Source organism: Virgibacillus halodenitrificans JCM 12304 (assembly GCF_001310895.1).
GTDB classification, from domain to species: Bacteria; Bacillota; Bacilli; order Bacillales; family Amphibacillaceae; genus Virgibacillus_Q; species Virgibacillus_Q halodenitrificans.
The window spans coordinates 1-14,443 of record NZ_BAZS01000038.1 but is presented as its reverse complement, the minus strand read 5'-3'; the positions used below and the strand labels follow the sequence as shown (position 1 = coordinate 14,443).

Here is a 14,443-nt window from a genome sequence, read left to right as displayed (position 1 = left end):
CACTTGATGAATTATTTTCGTATAACTTTCTATTTACTGTATAATTATACTAATATTCAACTAATATGAACAGGAGATGAATGGAGATGAAACAAGAATTAGTGGAACGTTTTACTACATACGTAAAAATTGATACACAATCGAATGAACAAATTGAAGCTACACCATCAACAGATGGGCAATTTATATTAGCTGATTTACTTGTTAACGAATTAAAAGAAATCGGCATGGAAGATGTCTCTGTCGATGAGCATGCTTATGTCATGGCAACATTGCCAGCCAATACAGATAAGGATATCCCCACCATCGGATTTCTTGCCCACATGGACACAGCCACTGACTTTACTGGCAGAAATGTAAATCCTCAACTTATTGAGAATTATAATGGTAAAGATATTACTCTTAATGAAGAATTAAACATTACTTTATCAACGGAGAAATTCCCTGAACTATCTGCATACAAGGGACACACATTAATTACCACAGACGGCACTACATTGCTTGGAGCAGACAATAAAGCAGGGATTACGGAAATTATGACAGCGATGGCTTATTTAATTAATCATCCGGAAATTCAGCATGGGGAAATTCGGATTGCTTTTACACCGGATGAGGAAATAGGCCGTGGACCACATAAATTTGATGTCGACCGTTTTAATGCTGAATATGCTTATACGGTGGATGGGGGACCACTAGGTGAATTGCAATATGAAAGCTTTAATGCCGCGGACGCACGCATTACTTTTACCGGGAACAGCGTTCATCCTGGCACGGCGAAAAATAAGCTGGTAAACGCTGCAAGAATAGCTGCAGCATTTATTAATAAATTCCCCGAACAAGAAACGCCAGAGCATACGGAACAACTGGAAGGATTCTACCATCTGATTTCTATGGAAGGTGATGTTGAAAGAGCAGAAGTAAATTACATTATAAGAGATTTTGATAGAGATAAATTTGCTGAAAGAAAGTCTATGGTTGAAAAGTTAGTAGATCAGATTAGAAAAGAGTATAAAGCTGTGCAAGTTGAATTAAAAATAACAGATGAATATTATAATATGCGCGAGAAGATTGAACCGGTGAAAGAAGTCGTGGACATCGCCTATCAGGCTATGGAGAATCTTAATATTAAACCTATCGTACAGCCTATCCGCGGAGGAACGGATGGATCACAGTTATCTTACATGGGATTACCTACGCCAAATATCTTTACCGGAGGAGAAAACTTCCATGGCAAATATGAGTACGTCTCCGTTGATAATATGGAAAAAGCAACTCAGGTCATCGTTGAAATCTGTGAACTCTTTGCAAAGCAAAGCGACCAATAACACAGTGGAAAAAATCACGCATTTCGCCTGAATGACAGGTTCTGTATTTTATAAAAGCATCTCTTCGTAAGGTGTTTTTGTCACTTAGAGTGGCTCTATTAGACAGTTTCTTACTTCTTGAGGTGCTTTTGTCCATTAGAGCGGCTCTATTAGACAGTTTCCTCGCTTCTTGGGCGGCTTTTGTCCATTAGAGTGATCCTATTAGACAGTTTCTTCGCTTCTTGTGCGACTTTTGTCCATTAGAGCGGCTCTATTAGACAGTTTCCACGCTACTTGGGGGGATTTTGTCCATTAGAACCTCTCTGTAAGAAATACAAGTCCATCTTTCAGCAAATATGTTTATTTTATTTATAATAAACCCAACGCTTCACTCCGACTTTCACGAAATGCTTATCCAGTATCCTACTGATTCTTTTTTTAGATTCTATTACACCACACCACTCGTGAATAAGACGTGTTGTTATTTTGCATTCTGGAAACAGAAGACGAAACTCTTCAACACTACGCAGAACAGATGTAATAATTGTTTCACGCTGTTGACAGGTGATGCAGACGACCTCTTTACCCTCTACACATAGTGTAAACGAACTACACTTACAGCAGATCATTCCTTTTCTCAACGTTTCATAAGTGTAGGATGGCAACTGTGAAAAAGGAGATTCTTCTAAGTGAAGGGAAATTAACTTATTAGCAAGGTTCTTATGCTGCTTAGTTAGTTTGGAGGAGGATGCATTTAATTGTTTAATGAGACGGTTAAGTTGAGTGGGAAGAATAATTCTGTTATCTTGAGGTACTTGATACAAGGTGAACTCGGGGTTAATAAAAACAACGAAGGCTTTAATTTGAAGGTTGATTCCATGTTTGAAGAGTAGCTGTCGGAGTAACGATTCACTCCTCCTATCTGGTGAAGTGGGTTATTAATTTCATACTGAGGCTTCTTAAAGAATTTGTCTTGTTCATAATGATAGTCACCTTCATAATTCTTTACTTCAAAGATATATAGTTGATTACCCGTTATGAGTAAAGAATCTATTTGAAAAGTGGTATTATTAGTTTGAAGTAAGAGGTCTTGAAGTAAATAACAATCACAATTCAATTTTTCAGTTAAGGCATCAAATTGCACTTCCCCCTCATACCCTCTTGTTAAATTTGAATAATATTGTTTATCATTCGGATGGAGCTTCATTCTTTTAAGCAAGGAGTTCCATATACATAACTCAGCAGGCACAGACCTGATCTTATATACCATTTTCCACATCCTTTCTTTATTTCCATCTATTATAATGGAACAAGAAGGAAACTGCCAACTTACCAGACTATCAACTATTTCACTCTCCACCGTGGCGGTTTACTTTTCCGCCTTTCCGGCTCCTTTTCTAATGTAGAAGAGCAATTTGGGCAAATAGAAGCCTTTATAGGGATTGGCATACAACAGTACGGACATTCTTTCTTCATCATAGAGTCTATCGGATGCTGATGTGGTTTTTTCCAACGATTAATTTGTCTGATGACAACAAACACAGCAAATAAAATAATAATAAATCGTACAACAGCTGTAATAAATAATCCATAGTTAATCGTAACAGCACCAGCTTCCTTTGCTGCTAACAAGGATGGATAGCTGCTTCCATCCAGACTGACATACAAATTCTCAAAGTTCATCTTTGAATATAGCAATCCAATAGGTGGTAGCAGAATATCAGTAACAAGCGAATCGATAAACCCACTAAACGCTGCTCCCAACACCATCCCGACTCCCATATCTATGGCACTGCCCCTCATTGTAAATTGTCGAAACTCTTTAAATAATCCCATGCCTGTCCCTCCTATACTATTCTATGAATGGACATTGAAATTATGTGTAATACCTTTCTATTTTCTCAGATAAATATCTACCACCTTTAAATGGGAACTTGATCAAAAAACAACGGAAACTTGAAAACCATAAACTCGGCTCATGCAACAAAAAAAATCACCTCTTTCTTTTTTTGAAAGAGGTGATCCCATCGTACTATTCTTCAATATCCATCCATTTATAATTATCAGCACTGACTTGATAAGTAATAAAATCCTTCACTTTATCGTTTTGCAAATATGCAGTGCCATTTTGATATAGCGGAATTAGCACGGCACTTTCTTCTATTAATAGTTGTTCTGCCTTCAAAAGTGCATCCCAGCGTTCCTTTGGCTTTGTTGCTAATTCTGATTTAGAGCCTAGCACCAATTTATCATATGTTTCATCAGAATAACCTGTATGGTTTCCAGGGCTATTTGTAATAAATAAATTTAAATACGTAAGCGGATCCTGATAGTCTCCACTCCAACCTGTAATAATCATTTCATAATCCTGACCCACGTTCGCAGCAATGCTTGCCTTAGGAGTTAGTGGGCGCAGATTGACTGTTAATCCTGACAATGTATTCTCCAACTGATATTTCAAGTTTTCCGATAGACTTTTCGCAAAGTCGGAATCAGAGCTCGTTAATGTAAATTCTAATTTCTCTTTCCCCAGCTCTTCTAATCCCTTTTTCCAATGTTCCTTTGCCTTCTCTACATTGTATTCTACAAGATCGCCATTTTGCTCTCTAAAGTCTTCACCTGTTACTGGGTCTTCAGCCAAGCCCTTCGGAACATTCCCATGTGCTACCACAGAGCCATTACCTAAAAGTTCTTCAACAATAACCTCTTTATTAATTGCCATGTTCATTGCCTTACGAATATGAAGGTTAGCTAAATCAGTTGTTTCGCCATCCTTACCCTGATTCATTTTAATATAGCTGGTAGATCCAGTTAAAAACGTATGGAATTCATCTTCTCCCTGAAAATGCTCCACATTATCGCTTGTTAAGTTAACACGATCCAGCTGTCCATTTTGATAAAGATTGACAGCCGTTTCTGCATCCTTAACAACATTTACTTCAATACGGTCAACATTAACAGCTTCTTTATCCCAGTAATTTTCGTTCTTTTTATACGTCCAAGACATTCCAGTGCCTGTCCAATCATCTAAAACAAAAGGTCCGTTGTAGAGAGCATGGTCACTGTCTGTCGCATACTTCTCTCCCTGCTCCTCAATATATTCTTGAGGCTGTGGGAAAAAGGTTGCCGTCGTGAGTAGTTCTTTAAAAAACGGTACACCATTTTCCAAAGTTACTTTCAGTGTATGATCATCCAAAGCTTCAATACCAAGATCATCGACGGGTTTATCGCCTTTTAATATCTCTGTTGCATTTAACACGATCTCTTCCAACTGTGGGCCATATGCTGCTCCGGTTTTTGGATCCACTACCTTCTTCCAGGCGTATTCAAAGTCATGGGCGGTTACCGGCGACCCATCTGACCATAGCGCATCCTCACGTAATTTAAATGTATAAACTTTTTTATCTTCACTTACTTCCGGCTCCTTTGCAGCGATAGCCAACTGTGGTTTCCCTTCCTTGTCTAATCGGTACAAGCCTTCATTTATCTGATTAATAACATTAAAACTGAAATCATTATCGGCCATTACCGGATCAATTCCTGGTATTTCACCTGGAGCACTTATTTTAACAACTTTCTCATCCTTGTTAGAGGAACTGCTTTCTTTTTCTTGTTTATCCTCTGTATCACCACACGCTGTCATGAATAAAATGAGACCAAGGACAAATAGTAAAAACCCCTTATTCCACTGCATTTCTCTACCCCCTATGTTTTAATCAACAAGTCCTATTATAAGACTATTCTACAATAAAAGACAACTAGGAATAGGAGGCATTTTCATATTTAATAAAAAACGAAGCGGGTATGCCAATAGCCAGAAGAAAAGAAAGCACAGTAAAAGTAATCATATAATTACCTATGCTCATTAGAATAACAGCAATAAGTGGACCGGCAGTCGCTCCGATGAAAAGGATAAAAGCATATAAGGAGGATGCCAACGCCCTTTGCTCTCCTCCAAACTCTCCTATCAAAAGCATAATGACCGGAAAGAGTAAAGAGATTCCGCCAACAAACAATATGCTTGTTATGATAATAATATAGAGACTCGAAGATAGCCCCATTAATACTAAACAGATTGATGATAATGATAAACCAAACTTTAACATAGCTATTAGTCCGAATGTATTTACAAGCCGCCCTGCTAATGGAGAAAGCAACATTCCAATGAAACCAAATGCTCTGATATATAAGATTTCTGTTTCTGTTAACTGGAATGGCTCGTTTCCTAAATAATTCCCCAAAACTGTATACATTCCTACAAAAGTAAGCAGCAATGTAATTGTAATAAGGTAGCAGAGCACAAGATTTCTATATTTAAAAAGTGTAGTAATTTGATATAGATATCTTTTTAAACCACTGTATTTGAATCGTTTATAATCACGGGGTAAAAATAGTAGTACCACAACAAATGTAATGAGATAAAATAACCCAAAAACCACAAATACAGATTGCCAACCCAAGTAGTTACTTATCCCGCCGGCAAGCACCTGACCAAAGATTCCAGCTGTTACATAACCAAAACTCAAAAAGCCAATAACCGTCACTAATTTTTGTTTTGGAAACATTTCAAAAGCATATGCTAAAGCGGTTGGTGCAAAGGTTGCGGCAAAGAATCCCTGTATTCCTCGAAGTGCAACAACCCATTCCAATTGATCTGTCATTCCAATCAGAGGTGTAAGAATCCCAAGCGCAAGTAACCCGGTTAGTATAATATTTTTCCGGCCAAATCTGTCAGATAAGGGCCCAAAGAATAAAAATCCAATGGCATAAAACAATGAAAATGAACTGCTGGTCCAGGCTGCATGTGTGCGGGTTGTTGAAAAGTAATCTGAAAATACATCAATTAATGGAGTGGTTGTATATACACTGGACACGACAATTAGCGCACACCAAAAGAGTATTGAAGTAACCAATTTATCCTTCTTTTTTATAGAAGCGACTTCTCCAGCCATTATACTTCCCCCACCCTTCTTATTATAGATATGAAGAGCAGTTGCCTATTGTGCAGCTGTTAGTTTGCCATTTCCACTCATTTATTTGTTGCCGTTCTACCCCGACATATGAGAAAATAAATGATGTCAATCAGAAGAAAAAATTTAACATTATCCAAGGAGAGTAAACATCATGCTTAAAAGAAAAGGCAGGGTTATTACCATTTTGATGGTATTGCTACTATTATTTACAGGTTGTAGCATGCAAACATCAAAAGAAGCCCAGCAAGAAAATACATCAGAAGAATCTTCTCCTGCAAATAAAGATATCAACACAGATTCGGAGAAAAACGAAAAGGAAGTAAAAGCCCCCTCTGAAGAACTACAGAAGAAGGATAAAGGAGAACCAGTACGCCGTTTGCAACTTGCCCTTCAATCAATTGGTTATGATGTAAAGGAAGATGGTATCTATAACACGGACACTACATTAGCCGTGACGGACCTTCAATTGCAATTTAAAGAGTTAAAAGCCACAGGTTTATATGATAAAGAAACAAGCAAGACGCTTCAAAAGCTCCTTACAACAGATAAAGGTGATTTCAAAGCTTATAAAATTCTTGCAAAAAATAAGGATGTACAAAAAGCTAATGGCGGGGCAACCGTTTTGCAGAACCCTTACGATCAATTAGCACTGGTAAATAAGCAACATGCATTACCAGCTGATTACATTCCTAAGGATCTAGTAACACCTAACGTTCGCTTTCCGTTTACAGAAGATTTACCTAAAAAACAAATGAGGCAGGTTGCAGCTACTGCTCTTGAAAAAATGTTTGCTGCAGCAGATAAGGAAGGATTAGATTTATTTGCACAATCAGGTTATCGTTCCTATGAGCGGCAGGACTCTATTTTTGCCTCGAACGTCAATGAACACGGAGAAAAAGCTGCCAATAAATTCAGTGCTCGTCCAGGCGAAAGTGAGCATCAAACCGGCTTAACTATGGATGTAACAAGCCTGATATAAATTACGGTCTAACAATAGAATTTGGTAAAACAGATGAAGGAAAATGGATTAAAAAACATGCAGCTGAATACGGTTTTATCATTCGTTATCCGAAAGGGAAGGAAAATATTACAAAATACCAGTATGAGCCTTGGCATTTGCGTTTTGTAGGTAAAGAAGCTGCAAAAGAGATCATGACAAAAGAGATTACTTTAGAAGAATACGTAAAGGGAAAATAGGAGAAATCTGCTCATCTAAGAGCAGGTTTTTTCATTTAGAAAGTTAGCCAATGTGTGCTGATGTATGAGATTTTTCTTCTTTTTCTACTAATTGATCAAGCGCACGAATCCGTTCCAGAGCTCTATGGTCTTCAATTTCTTTGTAGTGGTGCTTTCCTCCCGCCTCTTCATCTGCTTCATCTGCCATATGCACGACTTTTTGCAAAGGGTTCAATTTGAGTTCTCCTCCCGGCAAATAAGAATCCGTATGCAATAAAATAGCTACTGCAATCTCTTTAGCGGCATGACGTTCCTCCCCAACGCGGATAAGCAATTTATGTGCACGGCTAGCTCCCTTAATTGCATGTATGTCATTTTCTTTATACAGGTCATAATCCCATTCCCCGTTGCGGTACCACGTATAGTGACCGACATCATGAAGTAGTGCCGCTTTCGTTGCAAGGTCAGGGTCGACGCCAAGTTTTTCTGCATAGACAAATGCATATTCAGCCACGGCAATTGCATGAGCAATACCTGATCTTTTTAAATACTTTTGTGTAATGGGATGGGTGAAAATTTGTTCCAACGATACATTTCTCATTGTAGCACTCCTTTCTTTAAATAAATTTTATAGACTATAACATGAATAAAGGATTCTTGCAATCTGTTATAGCCTTTTCTTTGGAAAAATAAACATTTAACATCAATCATATTCTACAGTGCCACCCAGTTACTTCAGAGTATATCTAAAAACACCACCATACATTGCAAAATCTTGGATTAGATAAAAAAACAGTATATGAATTTCTTCATATACTGTAGCTCAAAATGGCTTTAAAATCATGAGGACGATAATGATTAAAAATATTGTATTTTCCATACGTTCATAGAAAAACAACTTCTTCGAAAGCGTGAAGTAACTATCGGGAATTTCTTCTCCTTCTGTTTCTTTTAACAAAGCTTTAATCGGCTTGGATCTCGGCGAGAGCACCCCGGGGCCAAATCCTAAAGCGATAATAAATAAGATCAGACTGACTACATACCATCCCTGAGAAAATAAATAAGGATGTAGTAACCCCATCCAAATCCCGGTAACTAATAAAAGTGTCCCTCCGACCATAACAAAAATATGTAGTCTATTTCGGATAAAGTAGGCATGTCTTAATTCCGGCATTGTGGATGATTTTGTAACCACATAAATCATTATAAACCCAGGCCCCATACCTAAAATTGCCGATATAATATGAATAAAAACAAGGATTTCGTAGAATGTCATGCTACAGCCCCTCACTATCTCTTCATTTTTCCCTTATATCATACATCATTTCAATAGAGTGAGAGCTGTGACATATCACACTATCCAGCAATTATTTTCAACAATTTCGTGGCATTTAATCTATTAGCTTTTCTCTTTATATAACTCCATAGGGTTTATTTGTTTTTCCTGCAATGGAATTTGTATCATTTGTAGCGTTCGTTCTTCTTTTGGTTTTTGAAGATCTTCATAGATCTCTTTGGATTTAGATAAACCTGCACCTTCCGCATCCTTTACCGATTGACAATAATACACATCTTTAATACCAGCAAACTGCATTGCCGTTAAACACATGGGGCAAGGCTCTCCACTCGCATACATTGTGAACTCGGAAAGGTCATTCGTTTCAAAATCTTCTTGCGCTCTTCTTATTGCTATCAATTCAGCATGACCACTGACATCATATTTCATGTGCAATTCATTTACGCCTTCCGCTACCGGTATATCATTCTTAACCAAAACGGCACCAAATGGTTGACCTCCGTCTTTTACATTTTGTGCAGCTAAATCAACAGCTCGTCTCATAAATTTATTCATTATTTAACCTCCCACAGTATCTTAATACTATTTTAGGAAAAGTACTAGAGGAACTCAACCTATCGGCTTACTGTTATTCGTACGTAATCTTCATGTCTCCAGGCTTAATCCAACCCTTTTTACGTAGAAGTTCAGCAAAAAGAAAAGCAATAATAGCTGGTGCTACTATATGAAGAATTACTACGCTCCATACCACATTCATAGAAAACCCCATGGACTCAAATGTCATGATCTGACCTACAAAGCCACTTGTTCCCATGCCAGCGCCAGACGCATTATTTGTTAACTTTAACCAGACGGTTGCAAATGGAGCTAATATGGCCCCTGCAATAGTCGGCGGGAGAAGAATGATTGGTTTCCTTAAAATATTAGCTACCTGCAGCATCGATGTTCCGATACCCAAAGCTAAAAACCCTCCAAAGCCATTATCACGATAGCTTGCAACAGCAAACCCTATCATTTGTGCTGAACAACCTACCGCCGCTGCACCGGCTGCTAGACCATCTAAGGAGAGCATAATAGCAATAGCTGCAGAGGAAATGGGTGCCGTAAGAGCCAGGCCCATTAAAATCGCTACCAAAACACCCATAATAAATGGCTGCTGTTCTGTTGACCAATTAACAATTTCACCAAAGCCCAGCATAAATGAATTGATTGGAGGACCAATAAATGTCCCTACCATAAAGCCAATAACAATAGTCACTAGAGGAGTAATAATAATATCTACTTTAGTTTCCTTATAAACGAGTTTACCAAATTCAGTTGCAAATAAGGCTGACACATAGCTGCCGGCAGGACCACCAAGTTCAGCTCCAAATGCTCCTGCAAATAAAGCAGAAAGTAAAACCAATGGAGGTGCCTTCAATCCATACGCAATCGCTACCCCTATTGCTCCTCCCATTATCTTTGTGTCCATAGCAAAACTTCCCATTTCAATTAAAACAGATGCTAATTCAGGAGAAAAATTCACCACAATTTGTTCTCCGGCTGTTTTAATGATAAGACCAATAATTAGGGAGGAAAAAAGCCCAAGTGCCATGAAACTCAAGGCAGTAATGATATATTCATTCGCTGATAAAGAAATACCTTTCCTATTTAAAAACGCTTTCAATTATTTACCTCCATCCTGTGAACTTATTCACATAAAAGTAAGAAATATTCCATGTTTTCTATTATACGGTATCGTTTTAACAAGGCAAGGCTTTTCTACTTATTCCTCGACCAGAGTTGTTGTTGCTTTTCATGTAGTTATTCGCTACAATTTAAATGATAATCATTATCAATTTTGTGATTGCATATAATGAGCGGAGATATAGAGGGAGGAAGGGAAAATGGAACATACTGATAATAAGACAGACTTGGCAAAGATTATTCGCGAAAGACGTGCAGTAAAAAAAGGCTATAATAACAAGGAAGTAAAAGAAGAAACCATTCGCGAATTGTTGGAGGATGCTGTGTACGCACCTACCACGGCATGCGTCAACCTTGGCGATTTATTTTCGTAGGGGCTGATAAGAAGAACGATTTTGCCAAAAAGGTGGCTGCAACGTATCCAGAGGAAAGACAGCAAAATCGGGAAGATTACCTGAATGAACCGAATGCGCATCTTATCGTAATAATGGAAGAACCGGAAATTCAAAAACAGTGGGAAGAGAATTACGGCGCTGTAGCTTCCTTGATTCAAAACTTTTGGTTATTGGCATGGGAAAAAAATCTTGAGGTTGTATGGAAAACAAACCCTCATATTTACGACCCACAAGTAAAAGAGCTATTAAATGTAAAAGAAAATGAAAAAATAGTAGGATTTATTCACCTTGCTATTTTGATGAGAAACCAATGCCAAAAGATAGAATATCTGTAGAAGAAAAGTTTAGTAGATATAAATAAGAAGACACCCTATCTCCTATTAAATTGAGATAGGGTATTTTCTTTTGCTCAATTTATTTGCTGAGCTTTCTAAATCGAGAAAAATAATCGTTTGTCTCACCGATGATTACCTTATACAGAAAGAGAAGTCCAATTAAGTTGGGAATCATCATAAGCGCATTAGCCATATCAGCAAATGCCCAAACAGTTGTTAGACTTGCAACTGTACCAATAAATGTAGCACCAACATAGATAAACCGATAGATACCTAAATATTTTAGACCAAATAGATACTCAAAACATTTTGTACCATAGACATACCAGCCAAGAATTGTTGAGAATCCAAAGAAAACAACAGAAATCGATACAATATATTCTCCAATATTTCCAAGAGAAGAACCGAATGCTGCACTTGTTAACGCACCTGCATCAAGGGTTGGATCATGGGATACGCCTGAAAGAAGACCTCCTGTAGTGTCCCAGAAGCCTGTTACCAGTAAAACAAGTCCAGTCATTGTACAAACAATTATTGTGACAATAAATGTTCCAGTCATTGCAACTAATGCTTGTTTCACAGGATGAGAGGTTTTTGCATTACCTGCGATTAAAGCAACCGTACCAAGACCGGCTTCATTTGAGAAGATCCCTTTAGAGACACCATTCCGAACTGCCTCCATTACCACAATACCTGAAAATCCACCTACTGCTGATACCGGATTAAAAGCATATGTAAAAATCATAGAAAAAGCAGGTCCAATTTGATCATAGTTAAGACCTAAAATAAGTAAAGAGGCACCGATATAAAACACAGCCATTACAGGAACAAATACACCCGCAACAGAACTTATTCGCTTTAAACCACCAAAGATAATAAGCGATGTTAAAACAACAAGAATAACTCCTGTTATTACACCTTTTACATTAAAACTATTTTGCATAACGTCAGCAATTGTATTTGATTGGACGCTGTTCCCAATACCAAGTGCTGCAAACGCTCCAAAAAAGGCAAACGCTACTGCTAATGGCTTCCACTTTTTACCTAACCCTCGTTCAATATAATACATAGGCCCACTTGAATATTCTCCGCTTTCATTCTTCACACGATACTTCATTGCAAGTAGTGCTTCTGCATATTTTGTTGCCATTCCCAGTAAACCAACAACCCACATCCAGAAAATAGCTCCTGGCCCTCCAAGAGTTACAGCTGTAGCTACACCTGCAATATTTCCATTTCCAATCATTCCTGCCAGTGATGTCATTAATGCTTTAAAATTACTGACATCCCCTTCTGTCTCGCTGTCTTCCTTGTCTTTAGAGAATGCTAATTTAAGTGCATAGAAAAGTTTTGAGAATTGTAAGCCCTTTAAGATAAAGGTTAAGAATAAACCAGTTCCAACTAATAGTATAAGACTGGGAGCTCCCCATAAAATATCGTTGATTTGTTTCAATCCTGTTAGCATAATAGTCCTCCTGTTAATACTCTTGTTGTCAGCTGTTTCTTGTCATTAAAATGGTGTTGTCTATGCCTCCTTTGTTGGTAAACGATTTCATTTATTCGTTTAAGACCACTAAATAATCGTAATATATTTTTTAAATCTTGTATAGGAAAAATAGATTTCAGACTTATAGCTAGGTGTAATTTACGAGGTGGAGGGTGTATCAAATTAATATCTATCTACCTTTGAAAATATCAGTTTGTGCATAGTTGCGAGAGGAATGCGAAGTAGTGTAAGGACTTGACTGACTTGACTAATTAATCGGCAGCAGAGCAGAACTATCCGCCGGAGAGCAAACTAGCTATAGTTTGTTCACGTTATTTTCCGAAACGGCCGTTTAAACTACTACCAAGTTACTTCGCATTTTATCTGTTTTATGAACTATTTTAAAATCCCGGTTAAAGCCAAAAAAATGGCCTCCATTTTATAATGGAGACCATTCTTATTCGCTTACTCCCAAAAGGAACTTTTTAAAGAAGCTTCGTCCTCATGACGTTTTATGGCAAGTTCAATTAACTCATTAATTAAGTCAGGATAGGATACCCCGCTAATTTCCCAAAGCTTTGGATACATACTAATCTTTGTAAAACCTGGTAATGTGTTTATTTCATTCACATAAATCTCGTTATCTTCTGTCAGAAAGAAGTCCACACGGGCCATGCCTTCACATTGTAGTGCTTGGAAAGCTTTTATTGCTACTTTCTGAATTTCCTTAGCGACTTCTTCTGGTAAATTGGCAGGGATGGATAACTCAGCGCCCTTCTCGTCAATATACTTAGATTCATAGGAATAAAATTCAGTATGTGGAAGGATTTCACCAATTTTAGAAGCTTTTGGTTCTTCATTTCCTAAGACTGCACATTCAACCTCTCGTCCTTTTAGTGTCTCTTCAATAATAATTTTTTTATCAAAATGAAAGGCTTCAGCTACGCCTTTATTAAATTCTTCCTCGTTCGTTACTTTACTGACACCTACTGAAGAGCCTTGATTTGCTGGTTTGATAAACAACGGTGTACCAAGTGAAGCAGCTATTTCCTGGTAATTAATTTGGTCTTTTTTATTTTTGGTAAACGAAACACCTTTTGCTACCTTTACTCCGGCATCTTTCAAAAGTCGCTTCGCAATGTCTTTATCCATGCATAAAGCCGAACTTAACACATTCGGTCCTACAAACGGGAGGTTTGCTATACGAAGCATTCCTTGTAGACTACCATCTTCACCAAGTGTGCCATGGACAATAGGAAACACAGCATCCAGCTGGTCCAGCTTCACTTTATTGTCTGCATGAATGATTTGGCTCTTCTCCTCCCCTGGCACAATGGCAACATGTTCATTTGACTGATTTAGTTGAATCAGTTTCGGATTTTCTTCATTCAATAGATAAGAGGACTGATCATTTAAATGCCACTTTCCTTGTTTATCAATTCCAATTAAAACAACTTCATATTTATCTTTATTAATCGCATCAACTATATTTTTTGCTGACTGAAGAGAAACTTCATGCTCAGCTGACTTTCCACCAAAAATGACGCCAACTTTTTTCTTCGCCATCCCAAACATCCTTTCATGTTTATGAATATAATAAACATAGCATAAATAAGGTTGACTCTAACAGTGTAAAGTCAAAAAATAATTGCTTTTTTATACCAACTATTGCCGTTGCTCCATTCCGTGAAGATAATATTCTTTTTATAGCATACGAACAAGGTAATTATTTGAACTACCCACCACTTATCGACCTTACGGTGTGATTGAAGTGGGAGATTCCTAAGAAAA

Annotated in this window: 13 protein-coding genes and 1 pseudogene; 4 read left to right on the top strand and 10 right to left on the bottom strand. The window is 37.7% G+C overall.

The features are described 5' to 3' along the window. The first annotated feature begins 86 nt into the window (after positions 1 to 86). The gene (pepT, locus tag JCM12304_RS16255) at positions 87 to 1,325 is read left to right on the top strand and encodes a peptidase T (RefSeq protein ID WP_060681594.1); all 1,239 of its coding nucleotides are present in this window, start codon (positions 87 to 89) and stop codon (positions 1,323 to 1,325) included. 733 nt (positions 1,326 to 2,058) lie between these two features. Here pepT and JCM12304_RS20440 read toward each other — a convergent pair. The 4 genes from JCM12304_RS20440 to JCM12304_RS16235 form a co-directional block, all read right to left on the bottom strand. Beyond that, positions 2,059 to 2,574, bottom strand: coding sequence for a nuclease-related domain-containing protein (locus tag JCM12304_RS20440; RefSeq protein ID WP_369813180.1), 516 nt, complete (start codon positions 2,572 to 2,574; stop codon positions 2,059 to 2,061). A 74-nt stretch (positions 2,575 to 2,648) separates the two neighbouring features. Beyond that, a complete protein-coding gene (mscL, locus tag JCM12304_RS16245; RefSeq protein ID WP_019379117.1) occupies positions 2,649 to 3,140 on the bottom strand; it encodes a large conductance mechanosensitive channel protein MscL in 492 nt (163 codons plus the stop codon). A 196-nt stretch (positions 3,141 to 3,336) separates the two neighbouring features. Continuing rightward, complete coding sequence (locus tag JCM12304_RS16240) at positions 3,337 to 4,998, bottom strand: peptide ABC transporter substrate-binding protein (protein ID WP_060681592.1); 1,662 nt, start codon at positions 4,996 to 4,998, stop codon at positions 3,337 to 3,339. 64 nt (positions 4,999 to 5,062) lie between these two features. Then, entirely contained in the window at positions 5,063 to 6,256 is a 1,194-nt protein-coding gene (locus tag JCM12304_RS16235) for an MFS transporter (RefSeq protein WP_060681589.1), read from the bottom strand. A 172-nt stretch (positions 6,257 to 6,428) separates the two neighbouring features. Here JCM12304_RS16235 and JCM12304_RS16230 point away from each other — a divergent pair, with 172 nt between their 5' ends. Both JCM12304_RS16230 and JCM12304_RS20435 read left to right on the top strand, forming a co-directional pair. After that, on the top strand, positions 6,429 to 7,256 hold the full coding sequence (locus tag JCM12304_RS16230; RefSeq protein WP_369813179.1) for a D-alanyl-D-alanine carboxypeptidase family protein: 828 nt from the start codon (positions 6,429 to 6,431) through the stop codon (positions 7,254 to 7,256). After that, a complete protein-coding gene (locus JCM12304_RS20435) occupies positions 7,253 to 7,474 on the top strand; it encodes a M15 family metallopeptidase (RefSeq protein ID WP_369813181.1) in 222 nt (73 codons plus the stop codon). The genes JCM12304_RS16230 and JCM12304_RS20435 overlap by 4 nt, the downstream gene beginning before the upstream one ends. 43 nt (positions 7,475 to 7,517) lie before the next feature. Here JCM12304_RS20435 and JCM12304_RS16225 read toward each other — a convergent pair whose 3' ends face one another. The 4 genes from JCM12304_RS16225 to JCM12304_RS16210 all read right to left on the bottom strand — a co-directional run bounded on the left by JCM12304_RS16225 (position 7,518) and on the right by JCM12304_RS16210 (position 10,416). Further along, positions 7,518 to 8,054, bottom strand: coding sequence for an HD domain-containing protein (locus JCM12304_RS16225; RefSeq protein ID WP_019379113.1), 537 nt, complete (start codon positions 8,052 to 8,054; stop codon positions 7,518 to 7,520). A gap of 222 nt (positions 8,055 to 8,276) precedes the next feature. Beyond that, positions 8,277 to 8,729 carry a DUF2269 domain-containing protein gene (locus JCM12304_RS16220; protein ID WP_060681587.1) on the bottom strand — a complete coding sequence of 151 codons (453 nt, stop codon included), beginning with the start codon at positions 8,727 to 8,729 and terminating at the stop codon, positions 8,277 to 8,279. Positions 8,730 to 8,852: 123 nt separating this feature from the next. Further along, positions 8,853 to 9,305 (bottom strand): nucleoside deaminase, encoded by a 453-nt coding sequence (locus JCM12304_RS16215; RefSeq protein ID WP_019379111.1) that lies wholly within the window; start codon positions 9,303 to 9,305, stop codon positions 8,853 to 8,855. Positions 9,306 to 9,378: 73 nt separating this feature from the next. After that, a complete protein-coding gene (locus tag JCM12304_RS16210) occupies positions 9,379 to 10,416 on the bottom strand; it encodes a PTS sugar transporter subunit IIC (protein WP_019379110.1) in 1,038 nt (345 codons plus the stop codon). 220 nt (positions 10,417 to 10,636) lie between these two features. Between JCM12304_RS16210 and JCM12304_RS16205 the strand changes: the two are divergent. After that, positions 10,637 to 11,192: pseudogene (locus JCM12304_RS16205) on the top strand (nitroreductase family protein). A gap of 53 nt (positions 11,193 to 11,245) precedes the next feature. On the opposite strand, the gene JCM12304_RS16200 reads toward JCM12304_RS16205, so the two are convergent. After that, positions 11,246 to 12,631, bottom strand: a complete 1,386-nt coding sequence (locus JCM12304_RS16200) for an alanine/glycine:cation symporter family protein (RefSeq protein WP_019379108.1) — start codon at positions 12,629 to 12,631, stop codon at positions 11,246 to 11,248. Positions 12,632 to 13,117: 486 nt separating this feature from the next. Beyond that, positions 13,118 to 14,218 carry a D-alanine--D-alanine ligase gene (ddlA, locus tag JCM12304_RS16195; protein WP_060681585.1) on the bottom strand — a complete coding sequence of 367 codons (1,101 nt, stop codon included), beginning with the start codon at positions 14,216 to 14,218 and terminating at the stop codon, positions 13,118 to 13,120. Positions 14,219 to 14,443: the final 225 nt, after the last annotated feature.